16 protein-coding genes are annotated in these 18,005 nt (G+C 53.8%); 9 read left to right on the top strand and 7 right to left on the bottom strand.

The window, feature by feature from the left end:
* Positions 1-43: 43 nt before the first annotated feature.
* Positions 44-1,255 (top strand): lytic murein transglycosylase, encoded by a 1,212-nt coding sequence (locus K3757_RS18015; protein ID WP_409202557.1) that lies wholly within the window; start codon positions 44-46, stop codon positions 1,253-1,255.
* Here K3757_RS18015 and K3757_RS18010 read toward each other — a convergent pair.
* The 5 genes from K3757_RS18010 to K3757_RS17990 all read right to left on the bottom strand — a co-directional run bounded on the left by K3757_RS18010 (position 1,244) and on the right by K3757_RS17990 (position 8,135).
* Complete coding sequence (locus tag K3757_RS18010) at positions 1,244-2,422, bottom strand: ABC transporter permease (protein WP_259997883.1); 1,179 nt, start codon at positions 2,420-2,422, stop codon at positions 1,244-1,246. The two genes, K3757_RS18015 and K3757_RS18010, sit on opposite strands and share 12 nt — an antisense overlap.
* Before the next feature lie 11 nt (positions 2,423-2,433).
* Positions 2,434-4,119, bottom strand: a complete 1,686-nt coding sequence (locus K3757_RS18005) for an ABC transporter permease (RefSeq protein WP_409202556.1) — start codon at positions 4,117-4,119, stop codon at positions 2,434-2,436.
* 94 nt (positions 4,120-4,213) lie between these two features.
* Entirely contained in the window at positions 4,214-5,320 is a 1,107-nt protein-coding gene (locus tag K3757_RS18000; RefSeq protein WP_259997881.1) for an extracellular solute-binding protein, read from the bottom strand.
* Between the two features lie 119 nt (positions 5,321-5,439).
* On the bottom strand, positions 5,440-6,540 hold the full coding sequence (locus K3757_RS17995; RefSeq protein WP_259997878.1) for an ABC transporter ATP-binding protein: 1,101 nt from the start codon (positions 6,538-6,540) through the stop codon (positions 5,440-5,442).
* Between the two features lie 197 nt (positions 6,541-6,737).
* Positions 6,738-8,135: an aspartate aminotransferase family protein gene (locus K3757_RS17990; RefSeq protein ID WP_259997876.1), complete on the bottom strand. Its 1,398-nt coding sequence runs from the start codon at positions 8,133-8,135 to the stop codon at positions 6,738-6,740.
* 225 nt (positions 8,136-8,360) lie between these two features.
* Here K3757_RS17990 and K3757_RS17985 point away from each other — a divergent pair, with 225 nt between their 5' ends.
* The 5 genes from K3757_RS17985 to K3757_RS17965 all read left to right on the top strand — a co-directional run bounded on the left by K3757_RS17985 (position 8,361) and on the right by K3757_RS17965 (position 13,743).
* Positions 8,361-9,446, top strand: coding sequence for a polyamine ABC transporter substrate-binding protein (locus tag K3757_RS17985; RefSeq protein ID WP_259997874.1), 1,086 nt, complete (start codon positions 8,361-8,363; stop codon positions 9,444-9,446).
* A gap of 68 nt (positions 9,447-9,514) precedes the next feature.
* Entirely contained in the window at positions 9,515-10,663 is a 1,149-nt protein-coding gene (locus K3757_RS17980; protein ID WP_259997872.1) for an ABC transporter ATP-binding protein, read from the top strand.
* Between the two features lie 64 nt (positions 10,664-10,727).
* Positions 10,728-11,603, top strand: coding sequence for an ABC transporter permease subunit (locus tag K3757_RS17975; RefSeq protein WP_259997870.1), 876 nt, complete (start codon positions 10,728-10,730; stop codon positions 11,601-11,603).
* Complete coding sequence (locus tag K3757_RS17970; protein WP_259997868.1) at positions 11,600-12,418, top strand: ABC transporter permease; 819 nt, start codon at positions 11,600-11,602, stop codon at positions 12,416-12,418. Before K3757_RS17975 ends, K3757_RS17970 begins: the two co-directional genes overlap by 4 nt.
* A complete protein-coding gene (locus K3757_RS17965; RefSeq protein ID WP_259997866.1) occupies positions 12,415-13,743 on the top strand; it encodes an FAD-binding oxidoreductase in 1,329 nt (442 codons plus the stop codon). The genes K3757_RS17970 and K3757_RS17965 overlap by 4 nt, the downstream gene beginning before the upstream one ends.
* On the opposite strand, the gene K3757_RS17960 is transcribed toward K3757_RS17965, so the two are convergent.
* On the bottom strand, positions 13,740-14,414 hold the full coding sequence (locus K3757_RS17960; protein ID WP_259997864.1) for a flagellar hook capping FlgD N-terminal domain-containing protein: 675 nt from the start codon (positions 14,412-14,414) through the stop codon (positions 13,740-13,742). The genes K3757_RS17965 and K3757_RS17960 overlap by 4 nt on opposite strands.
* Before the next feature lie 9 nt (positions 14,415-14,423).
* Positions 14,424-16,139: a flagellar hook-length control protein FliK gene (locus K3757_RS17955; RefSeq protein ID WP_259997862.1), complete on the bottom strand. Its 1,716-nt coding sequence runs from the start codon at positions 16,137-16,139 to the stop codon at positions 14,424-14,426.
* A 120-nt stretch (positions 16,140-16,259) separates the two neighbouring features.
* Between K3757_RS17955 and K3757_RS17950 the strand changes: the two genes are divergently transcribed.
* The 3 genes from K3757_RS17950 to K3757_RS17940 all read left to right on the top strand — a co-directional run bounded on the left by K3757_RS17950 (position 16,260) and on the right by K3757_RS17940 (position 17,978).
* On the top strand, positions 16,260-16,538 hold the full coding sequence (locus K3757_RS17950) for a rod-binding protein (protein WP_259997859.1): 279 nt from the start codon (positions 16,260-16,262) through the stop codon (positions 16,536-16,538).
* On the top strand, positions 16,528-16,881 hold the full coding sequence (locus K3757_RS17945) for a hypothetical protein (RefSeq protein WP_259997857.1): 354 nt from the start codon (positions 16,528-16,530) through the stop codon (positions 16,879-16,881). Before K3757_RS17950 ends, K3757_RS17945 begins: the two co-directional genes overlap by 11 nt.
* Positions 16,882-17,129: 248 nt before the next feature.
* Entirely contained in the window at positions 17,130-17,978 is an 849-nt protein-coding gene (locus K3757_RS17940; protein WP_259997855.1) for a flagellin, read from the top strand.
* Positions 17,979-18,005 lie beyond the last annotated feature (27 nt).

Genomic DNA, 18,005 nt, shown 5'->3' with positions numbered 1-18,005 from the left:
TGTCGATAAATTGGAAGCAATTGCAGCAGATAAAGGGCTAGCGATGCGCGGTTTTACTTTTGTTTTGACGATGTTCATGGCCATTCCGGCCTTGGGCGATACCCTAGTATCAGCAGGATTGCGCAGCGAAGCGGGGCTTCAGCAGTGGATTGCAGACTTCAAGCCCAAAGCCTTGGCTGCGGGGATTGAGGTGGGCACCTTTGACGAAGCGATGGCGAATGTCACGTATGCGCCCAAAGTGGTGGAGCGGGACAGGAACCAATCCGAGTTCACAAAGACGATTTGGGACTACCTCAGCACAGCAGTCTCCGATCTGCGGGTAAGCAATGGCAAGGCGGCGATGAAGCGCCAGCAACAAGAGCTTTCAGAGATCGAGTCGCGCTATGGCGTTCCTGCAAGCATCCTTACTGCGATTTGGGGATTGGAGAGCGCCTACGGCACGTTCCGCGGAGGTGATCCGGTGCTGACCTCGATGGCCTCCCTTGCGTATGATGCACGACGCGCAGATTTTTTCGAAGAGCAGGTGATTGCAGCCCTGCGGATTGTCCAAAGTGGGGATACCTCCTTGGAGAACCTTAAGGGAAGCTGGGCAGGTGCCATGGGCCATACGCAGTTTATGCCTGGTTCATTTATCCGCCATGCAGTTGATTGGACCGGTGATGGCAGGCGGGATATCTGGGGGGATGATCCTCTTGACGCGCTTGCGTCTTCAGCGGCCTATCTCAAGGATAACGGCTGGATAACTGGGCAGCCCTGGGGGCGTGAGGTAATTCTGCCCGAAGGTTTCGATTATCTTCTGGCCAACCGTGATGTCTTGAAATTGCCAGCCGAATGGGCGGCGAAGGGTATTCTGGATGTTGATGGACAGCCTGTACCCGATCACGGCCCCGCGTCCATCTTGCTGCCAGCAGGAGCAGAGGGCGCCGCATTCATGGTCTTCAAAAACTTCGAGGTTCTGGAAAGCTACAATACGGCAGATGCATATGTCATCGCGGTTGGCCATCTGGCAGATCGCATCATGGGGGCCGCGCCGTTACAGGGAGATTGGCCACTTGAGGATCGCGCGCTTAGCTATGTTGAGCGGATCGAGTTACAGGAGCGGCTGACAGCGCAGGGGTTTGATACGCAAAAGATCGATGCAAAGATCGGGCCGCTTACCGTGAATGCAGTACGGGGATGGCAGGTGGCGCAGGGAGAGGTGCCTGACGGCTATGCCTCCCCCCGCTTGTTAGAGCGTTTGCGATTAAGTCGGTGACATACCGCGCATCCGCTCTGAACGGCGCCGCAGAAGTTCGACCACTGTCAGCAGACAGATTGAGATACCTACAAGGATCGTCGCCACGGCGAGGATCGTTGGGCTGATCTGTTCGCGCAGACCGATGAACATCTGCCATGGCAGTGTCTTCTGCCCTGCAGAGCCCACGAACAGCACAACCACAACTTCATCAAACGAGGTGATGAAGGCGAACAGGCCACCGGAAATCACGCCCGGCAAGATCAGCGGCATCTGAACGCGGAAGAAAGTGGTTACAGGGTTCGCGCCCATATTGGCGGCAGCACGCGTGAGAGAGTTGTCGAAGCCGACCAGCGTGGCCGTTACTGTTATAATCACGAACGGAATGCCCAAGGCGGCATGCGCCAGTACCACACCAACATACGTCCCCTGCAACCCTACGCGGCTGTAGAAGAAATACATGCCGGCCGCTGAGATGATCAGCGGTACGATCATTGGTGAGATCAAAATCGCCATGATCGCACGTCGGAAGGGCACATGCGGTTGGCTCAGACCGATGGCGGCCAGTGTACCAAATCCGACTGACAGAAGTGTTGCCACTGGCGCGATACGCAGCGAGTTTTTCATCGCATCCTGCCAGGCATCATTCGTAAAGAAGTCGCGATAATGCTTGAGTGAGTAACCTTCAGGATCAAAACGCAGCATTTCCGGTGTGAAAGTAAAGAAATCTTGCGCGTTAAAGCTTAGCGGCATCACCACCAGAATAGGCGTGATCAAGAAGACAAAGATCGCACCGCAAATGGTCCGGAACGCAAAGTGCCAAAGCACCTGAGCGGGGGTGAGATAGGGCGGGATTTTGGCGCGGTACCGGCCCTCATACAGCCAGAAAGTCAGGAATCCGAAGAACCAGCCAAAGAAAATGCCAATCAAAAGCCCTGGTATGCCTGCAAGAGCAAACCCGCCAAGGGCAACAAGAACAGTTACGGCCCAACGACCGGCACGTTCGTTCTTGATCACTTTTGTAAGTACATAGGCGACAATGGCCATCAGGATGGCGCCGGCCAAGACGCCGATGATCAGGCTCCCCTGACCGGTCCCAATGAATATGCCAAAGAATGCACCGAAGGCCGCGACGACAGGCACGTAAAACGACGGTTCAGTGCGCGAGATGGGTGTGAGTGCTACCATGGGTCCGCTCCTTATCCGAGTTTCACGTTATCGATGCCGACAATCTTGTCGTAGGCGTAGTACAGCAGCAGAACGGCCGCCAAGAGGATCGCACCCAACGCGGCACCCAAGCCCCAATTGAGCGAGCTTGAGATGTGATAGGCGATCCGGTTCGAGATGAAAGTACCTGACGTACCGCCAACAATTTCCGGCGTGATGTAATAACCGATGGCCAGAATGAACACGAGGATACTGCCCGCGCCGATGCCCGGAATGGACTGTGGAAAGTAGACCCGCCAGAACGCGGTCCAGTTCGTAGCACCAAGGCTTTTGGCGGCGCGCAGGTACGTTGGCTGAATGGTCTGCATCACGGAATACAGCGGCAAAATCATAAACGGCAGCAGAATGTGTGTCATTGCGATGATCGTACCCGTTTGGTTGTTGATCAGCGCCAGACGATCATCTGTGCCGACAAGACCAAGCCAAACAAGTGTGTCGTTGATCACACCTTGTTGTTGCAGCATCACTTTCCATGCAGATGTACGCACCAGCAAAGATGTCCAGAAGGGCAGAAGTACAAGGATGAGCAGCAGGTTGGCTTGTCGTGCAGGCAAGTTCGCCAAGATCCATGCAACAGGATAGCCCAGCAGGATACATGACAGGGTAATCGCCACGGACATGACCATCGTACGCCAGAACAGAATACCGTAAATCTGCTGGTTCTCTGGCCGCATTTCGACGCCGTCTACAGATTTCTGCATATCGACAGCGTTCAGGAAATAGCCGTTGGTGTATTTCGGGCTGTAGACCTTGATGGTCTGCCAGACATCCAAATCATGCCAGTCTTTATCGACCTTCTGGAAGGCTTTGGTGTAGTTCACCGTCTCGAACGTTGATGCTGCGGCGGCAGCGGCGGTCAGCTCTGCTGCGGCGGGGCCGTCATAGGACGAAAGACCGTTTTCACCGGTAAGATCGTTGTACAAGGATGAGTAGATAATCGCCCAAGGATCTTCTTTATAGAGATTGTCTTCGTCTACGGTCTGAACGAATTTTGCGAATTGTTTATAAGCGGCAGCAGTTTGCGGGAGTGCTGCTGCGATACCATCGCGCATAACAAACGTCGGCTGTTTGCCATCTGCCTTCTTCCATCCCTCCATAGAAGCAAGCCATTTGTCGCTAGCCATGAAGCTGTTCCAGTTCTCACCAGTCTTCCAGAACCCATCAAGATCCTCAAACTGGTCCTGATAAACTTCACCCATATCCTCGACCCTGCGGCCCGATTTGCGGAACAGGGATGAAACGCCTGTGAGTTCATAGTTCAGGCGGGAACCAAGACGTGTGTGGAGCTTTGCCTCCTGGGCAAAGAACATATCTTTATAAAGCGCCTCAAAGGTCTGCTCATCCGGGATTGTGGTCCCTTTTTCATCCCAGTCTTCCAGCAATTCGACGGTGCGTGGCAGCGTCTCTGAGACGATCTGGTTTTCGACAGAGCGGAACAACATGTCAGCAATGGGTGCGATGAATGTGACAAGCACAAAGATCAACAAAGGCGCGATTAGCGCCAATGCACGCATCTTTTGCAGTCTGAGCGCGCGGTTAAGCGATTTCTTCAACGGTGTGCCGTCGGCGGCCAGCATGGGGCCGGTGTGGGCGGCATCTGCAATTCGCGCTTCGGCGGCAGATGATGATGCTGTCTGGACTGTTGGTGCGTCGCTCATGGTGTCCCCATCGGCTTGGTCGAATTGGCAAATTGACTAACGAATAAAGTGAGGAGAGGGCCGCAATGGGCCCTCTCCCTAAGCCGTTAGAGGCTTATTGTACCAGCCACGCCTGGAATTTGGCGTCGATGTCGTCACGGTAGTCAGCCCAGAACTCGTAGTTGTAGAGGAACGTGTTCTTTGCGTTTTCTGGGTCTGTTGGCATGTGTGGCGCCATATCGATGCCCAGCTCTGCGTGCTTGCCAACCAGTGGTGCGGAAGACTTACGTGCAGGACCGTAGGAGATATACTTTGCCTGATCCGCCAGACGCTGTGTGTCTGTTGCGAACATGATGTAATCCATTGCGCGTGCTTTACGCTCATCGGACAGACCTGTTGGGATGATCCAGCCATCAAGGTCGAACACCTGAGCGTCCCAAAGCATGCCAACTGGCTGCTCTTGCTCAACGATCAGAGAGAAGAGGCGACCGTTGTATGTGGAACCCATGACGACTTCGCCATCAGCCAGCAGCTGTGGCGTGTCGGCACCGGCGGACCACCAGATCACGTCGTCTTTGATTGTCGCAAGCTTATCGAGCGCTTTCTGCTGACCTTCTGCTGTTTCCAGCACGTCATAGATCTCGTCCTTTGCAACGCCGTCACAAAGCAGAGCCCATTCCATGTTGCCAATCGGACGCTTTTCGAGCGAACGCTTGCCTGGATATGCATCGGTGTCGAAGATCGCGCAGATGTCTGTTGGAGGTGTGTCGCCAACTAGGTCGGTGCGGTAACCAACAGTCGTGGAATACACGATTTGTGGGATAAAGCAGTCGCCTACCAGCAGGTCGCCAAAGTCTTCGGAGGCTTTTGTGCCATCAGGCGCATCTGCCAGCATTTCGTCAGGGTCGATTTCCATCGCCAGGCCTTCGTCGCACAGGCGCAGGGCGTCAGATGCAACAACGTCTACGACGTCCCATGTCACGTTGCCCGCTTCGTTCATCGCGCGCAGCTTAGAAACGGCTTCGGCGGAAGATTCATCGTTGATGATCTTTACGCCGGTCATTTCGGAGTAAGGGGTGTGGTAAGCGTTCTGCTGTGAAGCGGAGTATGCGCCGCCCCAGCTGACGATTGTCATCTCGTTTGCCATGTGGCTTTCAGCAAAGGACATGCCGGCTGCTACTGTCAGCGCGGTGGATGCCATCAGTGTTTTTGTGAGGTTCATTAGTATCTCCCAGTTTTTTCCCGTTGGGGTATTTCAAGGCGGCAACAACGGGTTTGGCCGCCGCCTCTTATAGATCACGGCACGCGAAACGTGCCGCGATATGACACACGCGAAGAACCTTAGGCGTCCAGCGCGCGGCAATCTTCGGGCAACCAGCCGATTTCGATCTGGGTCCCGGGTGTCAGGCGTGCCTGATCGGGGGCGTTACGTGTTTTAATGACAAAGTCATCTCTGCCAGCGACCCGCAGGCGCGTCCGGAAAATATCACCCATATAGATGAATTCGAGGACTTCGGCCTTCAGGGTAAAGGCGCCTTCGCGCATACGCTCTTTGTTGTATTCAACACGCTCTGGGCGGATGGATACACGCGTGCGATCACCCGCTTTGTTAACGTTGACTGGCTTGGCTTCAATGATCTCACCGCTGTCCAGCTGGACAAGGGCAACACCGCCTTTGATTTCTTTCACCACGCCTTCAAGGGTGTTATTTTCGCCGATAAACTGCGCGACGAAGCTGTTTTCAGGCTCTTCATATAGTTTGTCTGGCGGCGCGAGCTGCTGAATGCGGCCATCGTCAAACACAGCAACGCGGTCAGACATGGTCAGCGCTTCGGTCTGGTCGTGGGTCACGTAAACAACTGTGATCCCCAGATCATGAGCCAGTTTCGTAATTTCAAACTGCAGTGATTCGCGCAGCTGTTTGTCCAAAGCGCCAAGCGGTTCATCCATCAGAACCAGTTCTGGTTCGAACACAAGCGCGCGCGCCAAAGCGATACGCTGCTGTTGACCGCCCGAAAGCTGCGCGGGACGGCGACCTGCAAAGTCGTTCATCTGCACCATGCCTAGCGCACGCGTGATTTTTTCTTCGCGCTGGGATTTGCCCATCTTGCGGACTTCTAGCGGGAAGGACAGGTTCTCGGCCACTGTCATGTGCGGGAACAGGGCATAGTTCTGAAATACCATGCCAATTCCGCGTTTGTGCGGCGGGATGTTGTTAATGGATACGCCGTCCAGACGAATATCGCCGTAGGTGGCAGTCTCAAAACCGGCCAGCATCATAAGGCAGGTCGTTTTGCCTGATCCCGAGGGCCCGAGCATCGTAAGAAACTCACCCTTTGGCAGACTAAGGTTCAAATCTTTGACGACTAGGTTTTCGCCGTCATAGCTTTTTTGCACACGTTCAAACTCGACGAATGCGTCGCTGTTCTTAGTATTGGCCAAATTGATGGCTCCCCGTGGTCTTTATTTTTTACATTGCCGTAAACTAAACGCAAGGAAGGCCACGTTTGCAACTGGATAAAGACGAATTCGAGGGAAACTATTAAATTCAGGGCGTTTTTACTGAATTTCTGACGATTTCAGTCGATCTGCCTGCTTGATAAGTGTGCTGGACGCAAATTTTTACGTCCAGCAATGTCTTATGAAGCTGCTTTTAGCATGTCGTCATCTTTGAGCGCTTTGTATGTGTCGTCCAGCGCAAGCTTGGCACGCTTGTGGAAAATACTGATTTCTTCGGGTGTAATTACCAGCGGCGGAGAGATGATCATCCTGTCGCCAACATGGCGCATGACCAGATTATTGGCGAAGCATCGTTCGCGACACATGAAACCTGCGGTACCTGCCTCCATCGCGAATTTCGCGCGTGTCTCTTTTTGTGGCGAAAGCGGAAGCGAGGCCATCATACCTTGCACATTCACACCGCCGACCAGAGGATGTTCCGCCAGTTGGTCAAGCGCTTCGCGCAGGGCGGGGGCTGCCACGTTGTTCACGTGATCCAGAATTTTATCGTCTTGCATGATCCGCAGGTTTTCCAGCGCGACAGCGGCGCAAACCGGGTGGCCCGAGTACGTGTAACCGTGGTTGAATTCGATCGCGTTGATGACCTCGGCGATCTCGTCACACACAATCGAGCCGCCAATCGGCATGTAACCGGAGCTGAGACCCTTGGCGATTGTCATGATGTGCGGTTTGATCCCCATTGTGGTTGAGCCAAACCAGTTGCCGGTTCGCCCGAAACCGCAGATCACCTCATCCGCAATGATAAGCACGTTATGCTTCTTACAAATTCGCTGAATCTCTGGCCAATAGGTGCTTGGCGGCACAATCACACCACCAGCGCCCTGTATCGGCTCTGCGATAAACGCGGCAACCTTGTCAGCGCCAAGCTCAAGAATCTTTGCTTCAAGCTCTTGGGCCCGGGCAAGGCCGAACTCTTCGGGTGTGTGGTCACCGCCTTCAGCCCACCAATCAGGTTGGCCGATGTGATGGATGCCTGGGATAGGCATGCCGCCTTGGGCATGCATATAGCTCATCCCGCCCAATGATCCTGAACCAACAGTGGATCCGTGGTAGGCGTTTTTACGGCTGATGATATGGGATTTTTCAGGATGCCCTTTTTCGGCCCAGTATACACGGACCATACGCAGGTTTGTGTCATTTGCTTCCGAACCGGAACCAGCAAAGAAAACATGATTCAGACCTTCAGGAGCAAGCTTGGCCAACTCAGCGGCCAAGGCGATAGCGGGTGTATGTGTGGTGTTGAAGAAGGTGTTGTAGAAGGGCAGTTCTTGCATCTGGCGCGCAGCTACTTTCACCAGTTCTTCGCGTCCGTAACCCAGATTCACGCACCACAAACCGGCCATCGCGTCCAGAATTTCGTTCCCTTCACTGTCACGCAAGTAGATGCCCTTGCCGCTGGTAATCACCCGCGCGCCACGGCTTTCTAGCTCGTCGTTGGTTGTGAATGGGTGCATGTGGTGGGCGGCGTCCAACGCCTGAAGTTCGGCTGTTGGGAGGTGGTTTGATATAATGGTCATGAAGGGCCCCTATCAGGCTGGAGGGATGGCTGTGCCCAAAATATGATCAAATTGCTTTGGGGTCAATCAAGCAGTGTCTAAAGTCGTCGATGCAGCGGCTGTTTTGCACTTATCAACGCTGCAGGAAAGGCGATGCAAATGAATTAGCTTGGCAAGGCGTTCAAAATTTGATCACATCTTTGCCAATGTCGGGGCCAACCCGTCTTCACTCAAGGGAGTACCACAATGATCAAGACACTCTTTACCGGCACAGCCGCTGCCGCTTTGATGGCCAGCGCAGCGCTTGCCGAAGAAGTTCGCGTTTATAATTGGTCTGACTATATCGATGAAGATCTTCTGGCGAAGTTCGAAGAAGAAACCGATATCGATCTGATTTACGACGTGTTTGACAGCAACGAAGTGCTGGAAACTAAAATGCTTGCTGGCGGATCTGGTTATGATGTTGTGGTGCCGTCCGGCACGTTCTTGCAGCGTCAAATCACGGCTGGCGCGTTTCAGAAGCTAGACATGACCAAATTGCCGAACATCACGAACATGTGGGATGTCGTTACAAGCCGCACAGAACAGTATGACCCGGAAAACGCATACTCCATCAACTACATGTGGGGCACCACCGGCATTGGCGTGAACCTTGGAAAGGTGAAGGAGATTCTTGGGGAAGACGCCCCCGTAGATTCACTTGAGCTGGTGTTGAATCCTGACAACATGTCCAAACTTGCCGATTGCGGAGTGCATTTCCTTGATGCGCCTGCCGAGATGCTGCCGATGACGTTGAAGTACATCGGCGAAGACCCCGACAGCCATGATCCAGAGGTCATTGCGAAGGCCGAAGAAGTGATGATGAAGGTGCGCCCTTACATCCAAAAGTTCCACAGTTCTGAATATATTCAGGCACTGGCAAATGGCGATATTTGCGTTGCTGTTGGCTGGTCCGGCGATATCCTTCAGGCGCGTGATCGCGCGGCCGAGGCGGATAACGGTGTTGAAATAGCCTATCATGCCGCCAAGGAAGGTGCGCAGATGTGGTTTGACCAAATGGCCATTCCAGTTGACGCCCCGAACACTGACGGCGCGCACAAGTTCTTGAACTTTATTATGGACGCGCAGAACATGGCGGCTGCTTCTAACTATGTCTACTACGCCAACGGCAACAAAGCTTCGCAAGAGTACCTTGTCGAAGATGTTATTGGCGATCCGGCGATTTACCCTGATGAGGCGACGCTGAACAACCTGTTCACGACCACGCCTTATCCGCCGAAAGTGCAGCGCGTTGTGACCCGTAGCTGGACCAAGATTAAATCCGGTACCTAAGTCCGGAATAATCGGGGCAGGGCCAGTCGGCCCTGTCCTGTTCTTTAAGTTCAACGTGGGGTGGCCCTGTGGCAAAACCGAAATCTGATACTTGGGATAAGGATTTTTCACCTTGGGAGAACCCGAATGAAAAACCCCTGATCCGGTTCAAGAATGTCACCAAACGCTTTGGTGACTTTGTTGCCATCGATGATCTGACCCTTGATATCTACACGCGCGAATTCTTTGCCCTGCTTGGCCCGTCCGGCTGCGGTAAAACCACGATGATGCGCATGCTGGCAGGATTCGAAAACGTGACAGAAGGCTCGATCGAACTTGCCGGTCAGGACATTGCGAACGTACCGCCCAACAAGCGTGCCGTGAACATGATGTTCCAGTCTTACGCACTTTTTCCACACCTGAGCATCTATGAGAATATCGCGTTTGGTCTGCGCCGCGACAAACTGTCAAAAGACAAGATTGATGCACGCGTTGCCGAGATGCTTAAACTTACGCGGCTTGAAAAATTCGCGCGCCGCAAACCTCACCAGATTTCCGGCGGTCAACGCCAACGAGTCGCCTTGGCCCGTAGTCTTGCGAAGGGGCCTAAGCTGCTCCTGCTGGATGAACCTTTGGGCGCGCTCGACAAAAAGCTGCGGCAGGATACGCAGTTTGAGTTAATGGATATTCAGGAAACAACCGGCACAACCTTTGTGATCGTGACCCATGACCAAGAGGAAGCGATGACAGTTGCTTCGCGCGTTGCGGTGATGGACGAAGGGCGGATCATTCAGGTCGCAACCCCCGGAGGCATCTACGAAGCGCCAAACAGCGTTTATGTGGCGGATTTTATCGGGGATGTGAACATCATCAAAGGGACCGCCAAAGCGGCTGGTCCGGATAAATATTTTATAGATTGGGGCGTCAATCAGGCCCCGATCCTTGCTGTGTCTGACCGGCCTTTTTCAGAAGGGCAGGATTGTCACCTAGCCATCCGCCCCGAAAAAATCAGCATCACAAAAGAAATGCCCGAAGAGGCCGAGAATGCGGTGCAAGGTAAAGTGCTTGATATCGCGTATCTGGGTAATCTCAGCACCTATTACGTAGAGCTACCGGGCGGACAGATCATCAAGGCGCAGACAGCCAATACGCGCCGTCTTTCGCGCCGGAACATAACATGGGAAGATCCCGTCTGGATCCGCTGGAACGCAACCGCTGGCGTTTTGCTGGCCGAATGACCCGCCGCATTTCCCTTTTGCATATGCATGATTTCGCACAAATCCCTCTAGGGGAGGTACGCTGATGCGCAGATTTGCACTGATCGCAGTGCCATACACATGGTTGTTGGCGCTTTTTCTTGTTCCGTTTCTGATCGTTTTCAAAATCTCGCTATCGGATATTGATCTCGCGATCCCGCCCTATACGCCCACGATGAAAGATGGCTTTGCTGCGCTGATACAAGGTCTGGATTTCGAGAACTTCGTATTCCTCACCACAGATGATCTTTACTACAAAGCCTACCTTAGCAGCCTCAAGATAGCGTTAATTTCGACGTTCCTGACGCTGCTGGTGGGCTATCCGATGGCCTATTCCATGTCCCGCGCGCCGGAGGAGTGGCGTGCCACGCTGATGATGCTTGTAATTTTGCCATTCTGGACCTCGTTTCTCATACGGGTCTACGCGTGGATCGGGATCCTGAGTAACGAGGGACTGCTTAACCAACTGCTTCTATGGTTAGGGGTGATTTCTGATCCTCTTACCATCCTGAATACCAACACAGCCGTCTACATCGGGATCGTGTATACCTACCTTCCGTTCATGATTCTGCCAATCTATGCAGCACTCGACCGGATGGATGACAGCCTGATTGAGGCCGCCGAAGACCTTGGTTGTTCGCGTCTGTCTGCCTTCTGGCTGGTGACAGTACCGCTGTCGAAGAACGGCATCATTGCGGGCTGCTTCCTTGTCTTCATCCCGGCGCTGGGCGAGTTTGTTATCCCTTCGCTTCTGGGCGGTTCAGGTACGCTGATGATCGGCAAAGTGTTGTTTGAAGAATTCTTCAACAACCGCGACTGGCCGGTCGCATCTGCTGTAGCAGTGATCTTGCTTCTGATCCTGATTATCCCGATCGTATTGTTCCAGCGTAACCAGCAAAAACAAGCGGAGGCAGAAGCATGAAACGTCTCAGTACGTTCAACACCACGGCTCTTACCCTTGGATTTGCTTTCCTTTATCTGCCGATGATTTTGCTGGTGATCTATAGCTTTAACGCATCCAAATTGGTGACCGTTTGGGCAGGTTTTTCAACCAAATGGTACGGCGAATTGCTGCGCGACGAAGCCTTTCTGGATGCAGCTTGGGTTACGATCAAGGTTGCGGTCATGTCGTCTACCCTAGCGACAGTGCTTGGAACGATGGCAGCATACGTACTGGTCAATTCAGGGCGCTTCCTTGGCCGAACCCTATTCTCCGGCATGATCTACGCGCCTTTGGTTATGCCCGAAGTTATCACCGGCCTCTCACTGCTCTTGCTATTCATTGGGATCGGATTGGATCGTGGTGTGCTGACGATTGTTCTGGCTCACACCACTTTTGCCATGTGTTATGTCTCTGTCGTGGTGTCATCACGCCTGGTCAGCTTCGACCGGTCGCTTGAAGAAGCGGCCCTCGATTTGGGCTGCACTCGGTTGGAGGCATTTCGTTTGGTAACCCTTCCTATCATTGCACCAGCGGTTATTTCAGGCTGGCTATTGGCTTTCACCCTTAGCCTTGATGATCTGGTTATTGCTTCTTTCGTTTCAGGCCCATCTTCAACCACCCTACCGATCAAGATTTGGAGCGCGGTGCGCTTGGGCGTGTCGCCAGAGATCAACGCGCTGTCTACGATGATGATAGGCGTTGTAACCATCGGGGTCATCTCGGCCTCGCTCGTCTCGAAGCGTAACTCGGTTCGCGCGCAAAAAGATGCTCAAGCTGCAGAACGCGCGGCGTGAAACGTCTTTTTGATGATTACGCTTACGGTGAAGGGCCGCGCGCGAACTGTTGGTGGGATGCCTCACACGACATCGGTCCGCGTCCGTCATTCAGCGAAAACGGACGCACGGATGTTGCTATCATCGGGGCAGGGTTTACAGGTCTTTCTGCGGCTTTGCATCTTGCACGCGCGGGGATCAGCGTCACGGTACTGGATGCCCAGCGGATCGGTTGGGGTGCATCAGGTCGCAATGGTGGTTTTTGCTGTTTGGGCGGCGGGATGGCGGGCGATTCTTTGCTTGATCGGCGCTTTGGTCGTGACGGGCGCATTGCATTTCGCCGTACTGAACGTGCTGCGATTGAACTGGTCGAAAGCATCATCCAGCAGCATGATATAGAGGTTGATCGCCATTCCAAAGGCGAAACCATGTTGGCGCACCGTCCCAAAGACATGGCCGAACTAGAAGCCCACGCAAAAGCAATCGACGAAAACTACGGAGTTCCTTACCAGCTTCACAAAGCAGAGAGCCTTGCCTCTCTTGGTATGGCGGGGCCATTCCACGGAGGCCTCACGATTGAGACAGGATTCGGGCTTAACCCGCGCAAATACCTTGCTGGACTAACGCAGGCTGCAGAGGCCTCCGGAGCCCGAATTTACGAGCAAAGCGAAGTCACGGGGTTGCGATCTCAGGTAGATGGTTGGGTGTTGGAGGCAAATGGCCACAAGTTACGTGCCGACCGCGTTATTATTGCGACCAACGGATATTCTTCTGAAAATCTACCGAACTGGCTGGCGGGACGCTATCTGCCTAGTCAGTCAAATGTCATCGTCACACGGCCGTTGGATGATAACGAACTGGCTGCCGCTGGATGGTCTAGCGACCAAATGTGTTACGATACGCGCAATCTGCTCCACTACTTTCGCCTTCTACCAAATCGTCGCTTTCTTTTTGGCATGAGAGGCGGCGTGTTTACCGGTGCTGCGGCTGAGGCGAAGGCCACGCAGTGCATCCGGACAGATTTTGAGCGTATGTTCCCAGCTTGGTCTGGTGTCGAAGCGACTCACGGTTGGTCGGGAATGGTCTGTCTCTCCCGTGACTTAATGCCGTTTGTCGGCGAGATTCCGGAACAATCAGGGCTGTACGCAGGGCTGTGTTATCACGGTAATGGCATCGCCACGGGAACCTATAGCGGGGCGTTGCTTGCGCAACTTGTTCAGGATCAACCACCAACGCTGATCCATCCACAGGCGATGCGCGCGCCCTTACGCCGTTTCCCTTTGGGTCGATGGCGCCGTGCGCTACTTCCATTTGCGTATGGTGCTTACGCAATAGCTGACCGCTAGATTGCTTTGCGCAGCGCTGTAATGGCATTTGCTGATGCTTCTGCCCCTCCAGCGAAGATAACCCGCGTTTCATTGCCGTTGTTTTGCACTTCGGTAATACGTGCGTAGGTGGATGCCGTCGCGGCCGGTAGTGGGTTCCCAGCCGAGTCGACTGCCTCCACCTCGAAGCGGTATTGACCAGCGGGCACCGCAGAGCCGTCTTGGCGGACACCTGCCCAAATTACTGGGTTGCTGGAGACCGGAAGTGCACCGCGGTCAACCTCACGACCCTGGGTGTCGTAGACCACCAGCTCCATAGACTTGGCGCCAATCGGAGGATCCGGCAGAATTTCTATAGGCGTGTTCTCAAATGCAACGGGAGCAGTTGTACGTCCTTCCATCCCGATCCATCCGGCCATTTGCCCCATCGTGCTGTTGCCCAACGAATTTGCGAGCGCGGTGAGCAGATCGTTTGACAGTACTTGCTGTTCAACCATCGAAAACTGCGCCAACTGTGCCGCGTACTCTGAACTGTCGAGTGGTTCCAGAGGATCCTGATATTTCGCTTGAGTCGTCAGCATGTTGATAAACGTCTCGAAGTCGGACGACAGGACTGCTTGTGCTTGCGGTGAACTGGCTGCGGTTCCTGCAACACTGTTGTTGGTTGAGTTTGTCAGAGTGGGAGAAATCATATCGGTTCCTTACAGACGGATATCGACACCGCTTGCGGTGGTGGGGGCTACATTGATGATCACAGGAGATTGGTCCTCGTCCGGATGCGCCAGAACTGTTCGGGCTGAGGCATTTTGATCCTTGGGATCAACATCTGCCTGATCCCCATTCCCGGTCCCCTGTCCAAATAGAAATGACACCTGTTCATAGCCTAAACTGCGGAATGACTGACCTAACTGATCTATATGGCGGCGCATCAAGTCCAATGTTTCGGGACGTTCGGCCAGAATGCTAATGGTGATTTTGCCTTCATCGGTCGTGATCCCCATACGTACGCGACCAAGTTCTTCGGGAGAGAGGGCGATCTCAACCGGGCGGCTAGCAGCCGATGGCATCACTTCGGTCAATTGCCGTGCAATCTGCGATACCATTTCCGTACGCTGCACAGGAAGAGGCCCTTGTTGCGCCGAGTTGATGCGATTTGAATTACAATCAACTATTTCGGGCGTCTCGGCTGCGACAAGCAGCGAAGTTGCGGCGTCAGACTTCGCCCCTAATTCAAGCATCAGTTGGGCAGAGCTGGAGGGGTCTGAAATCGGTGCCTGAACTCTTGCGGTTTTCGGGCTCGGCGGGGCCGCTATTTGCGATATGACTGGGGCCGCAACTCTGGTTTCACTATGTCTAGGGTTTGGCCCCTGATTTAAGCGCACACTTGTTTCAGGAAATAGAGAGGACTCTGGTTTGTCACCCATTGCGGTCGACACGGCGGCTGGTTCAACAGGAGAGGCAATATTTCCAATAGACTTGAGGTTGTGGGTGTCCGATGCCGAAAGCGCGGAAAATCCCGATTGTGTTGCCGGCTTGCCTGTTGTTACCGGAGCCGATTTATCGGGCAAAAGTGCCGATGCTTGTGATGGAAGTTGTGGCAATGAAGCCGGGTTGCCACGTATAGGCAAAATACCATTTTCTTGGAGAGCCGCATCAGCTGCCGCCATGCCTTGCGGCAACTTCGCGCGCGCGTTTTCGCTTGAAGCAGGACCACCGAGTAGTTCACGGCCCGTGCTCAACGTTCGACCTTCATTGCGCGCGTTATGGTTTCTTTCTTCAGTCAACTGGACTGCGACCAATTCTAACGGCTCTCCGGCTAATTTATCATTGGTGCGCGCATGGTGTATTCCACCCGTTAGCGGAGCTTCAGCCTGATGCTGAACACCGGGAGCCTTATTTCGCGATTGAGATGGAAGATCAGATGCGGCACTCAGTGCAGCCGTTTGCTGTTCATTCAGGGGTGAAGTGTCCGAACCACGCTGGGGCTGCACCGGTTCCGCAGCAGTACCTGCGTCAGGATTTATGCTGCGGCCCGGCAGATGGAACGCATCTGGGGTAAGATGCTGAGCAACCCTGCTGGGACCTCGATTGGAAACTGCGTTCAGGTCCGAGGGGGTTTTCTTAGCCAAAGACAAAGGCAGGTCTATGTCCACTGCTTCTCTGTCTGTTGACATAGCGGAGCTGTCAGTAACGTCAGCGTCTGTCGACGTTCCAGCACCATCTGGCACTGTTATCTTCTGAAACTGCGTCGGTTCACCGCCAGTACGCGCGGGGTCCGGTAGCGCCGCAAGCAAGCTGGCAAAATCCAAGAGGCCAGTTCTTTTCTCACCATCGTATGTTGGAACTGAGATGTCGTGGCTGTGCGGCGCTACCTTGAGCTGCTCAATTTGGCCACCTTTTCCAATGGGGATATTCATGTGCGCGCCTTTCGGGGGTCTGCCTCGATCTAGGGGGACTATCCGCCTTTTTCCTTACCAGTTGTTTACCGCTTTGCGCTCATGTTCGGGAAAGTCCACGCAATTTGAGGAGTATTTCGAATGATTCTGAACCCCGGCGCTCTACCCGTTGCTGCAGATCACCCGCGCGAAAAGGCGTTGTTGCAAGCCGCGCAAAACCTAGAAGCTTCATTCTTGGCAGAAATGTTGGAATCGGCTGGCCTTGGACAAACGAGCGAAAGCTTCGGCGGGGGCGCTGGCGAGGACCAGTTCAGTTCATTCCTGATCGAAGAACAAGCCAAACACATCGTGCAGACCGGCGGTATCGGGCTGGCACAATCATTATTTGATATCCTGAAGGAGCGCTCCGATGACACGTGAAGTTGTTGATTTCACCAAACTCGATGCCTTGCTAGAGCAGGAGCGTGCGCTCCTGTTAGAAGGCGATCTGGAGGGGTTGGGGACACTCCTCCCGCTCAAGGAGAAAATGGTCGATTTGCTGTTAAGCGATGAGACTTCAAATCGTGCGAAGATTAAGCCGCTTGAGGGCAAACTTCATCGCAACCAATTGCTGCTGGATGGTGCTCTCGAAGGGATACAGACAGTTGCGAACCGCCTTGCCGCATTGCGAGAAGTGCGCAGTAGTTTGGAAACTTATGATGCGCTTGGGCGCAAAAACAGTGTTCCGACACCGACGGCACCTAAAGTAGAGAAAAGAGCGTAACAGTCCGTATTATGGGAGTAAGTCTCCAGTTTTACTGCGTTTGGTGCCAGTTGAATAAAATGCGCAACAGAGCAAACGGGCCACTTAAGACTTTTGTAAGGAGCAACGAGCATGTTGGCCATGCGTCCGATCCCGGATGGCACATTGCCCCTGAGGGGCCGATGTAAAGGTCAGAATGGCATTCCTGTCCGACGTTTGTTCGGGCTTAAACCGGCGTAAAGCGCCGACACGAAAAGGAACATGCTTCAATGTCGAGCATTATCACAAACAACAGTGCAATGGTTGCGCTGCAAACTCTGAAAAGCATCAATTCTAACTTGGCGGATACGCAAAGCGCAATTTCGACAGGTAAGGATGTCAACAGTGCCAAAGACAACGCATCTGTCTGGTCGATTTCCAAAGTGATGGAATCTGATGTGTCTGGTCTGGACGCTGTCAAAGACAGCCTTGCGACAGGCCAGTCAGCGATTGCTGTGGCCAGCGCTGGTGCCGAATTGATCGTTGAAACGATCAAAGAGATGCAGGCACTGGCGGTTTCTGCGCAATCCGAGGGCGCGAACTTTGCCCAGATAAACACGGAGATGACAGCAAAGAAAGAGCAGCTTGATTCGATCGTTGCGGGGTCTCAGTTTAACGGTGTGAACCTGTTGAATACGGACGTTGACGGTGCAGGCGCCGGTACGACATCCATGACTGTCGTGGGCTCCATCAACCGGGTCGGGGCTGCCGCTGCTACAGCAACCACGATCGCTGTGCCTTCAGCTAACCTTGAGGCGACGGTCACCGGCATTACGCTGACAGGCACTGCAACGACCGCTGATGCGTCAGATACCTATGACGAACTGACCACAATGCTGACAGCTGCGATTTCAGGTGCTGCATCTTTGGGCACGTCCGCCAAACGTCTTGATGATCAGTCAAACTTTGTCTCGAAGCTGTCGGATTCTCTGACATCCGGTATCGGTGCGCTTGTCGATGCGGACATGGAAGCAGCATCCGCCAAACTTCAGGCGTTGCAGACACAGCAGCAGCTGGGTGTTCAGGCGCTGTCGATTGCCAACCAGGCACCACAGAGCATCCTGTCTCTCTTCCGTTAAGGATTGGGTTCAAAAAAGGTGGTGGCG

Origin of the sequence: Sulfitobacter sp. S223, assembly GCF_025143825.1 — a bacterium.
Taxonomy (GTDB): Bacteria; Pseudomonadota; Alphaproteobacteria; order Rhodobacterales; family Rhodobacteraceae; genus Sulfitobacter.
This window is presented reverse-complemented; position numbering and strand designations above follow the sequence as displayed.

Excerpts from the sequence above, each read along its gene's own strand:
- K3757_RS17945 (WP_259997857.1), top strand. The coding sequence starts at position 16,528 with ATGACACGTGAAGTTGTTGATTTCACCAAACTCGATGCCTTGCTAGAG.
- K3757_RS18000 (WP_259997881.1), bottom strand. The coding sequence starts at position 5,320 with ATGAACCTCACAAAAACACTGATGGCATCCACCGCGCTGACAGTAGCA.
- K3757_RS18015 (WP_409202557.1), top strand. The coding sequence starts at position 44 with ATGCGCGGTTTTACTTTTGTTTTGACGATGTTCATGGCCATTCCGGCC.
- K3757_RS17955 (WP_259997862.1), bottom strand. The coding sequence starts at position 16,139 with ATGAATATCCCCATTGGAAAAGGTGGCCAAATTGAGCAGCTCAAGGTA.
- K3757_RS18010 (WP_259997883.1), bottom strand. The coding sequence starts at position 2,422 with ATGGTAGCACTCACACCCATCTCGCGCACTGAACCGTCGTTTTACGTG.
- K3757_RS17940 (WP_259997855.1), top strand. The coding sequence starts at position 17,130 with ATGTCGAGCATTATCACAAACAACAGTGCAATGGTTGCGCTGCAAACT.
- K3757_RS17975 (WP_259997870.1), top strand. The coding sequence starts at position 10,728 with ATGCGCAGATTTGCACTGATCGCAGTGCCATACACATGGTTGTTGGCG.
- K3757_RS17950 (WP_259997859.1), top strand. The coding sequence starts at position 16,260 with ATGATTCTGAACCCCGGCGCTCTACCCGTTGCTGCAGATCACCCGCGC.
- K3757_RS17960 (WP_259997864.1), bottom strand. The coding sequence starts at position 14,414 with ATGATTTCTCCCACTCTGACAAACTCAACCAACAACAGTGTTGCAGGA.
- K3757_RS17985 (WP_259997874.1), top strand. The coding sequence starts at position 8,361 with ATGATCAAGACACTCTTTACCGGCACAGCCGCTGCCGCTTTGATGGCC.
- K3757_RS18005 (WP_409202556.1), bottom strand. The coding sequence starts at position 4,119 with ATGAGCGACGCACCAACAGTCCAGACAGCATCATCATCTGCCGCCGAA.
- K3757_RS17990 (WP_259997876.1), bottom strand. The coding sequence starts at position 8,135 with ATGACCATTATATCAAACCACCTCCCAACAGCCGAACTTCAGGCGTTG.
- K3757_RS17970 (WP_259997868.1), top strand. The coding sequence starts at position 11,600 with ATGAAACGTCTCAGTACGTTCAACACCACGGCTCTTACCCTTGGATTT.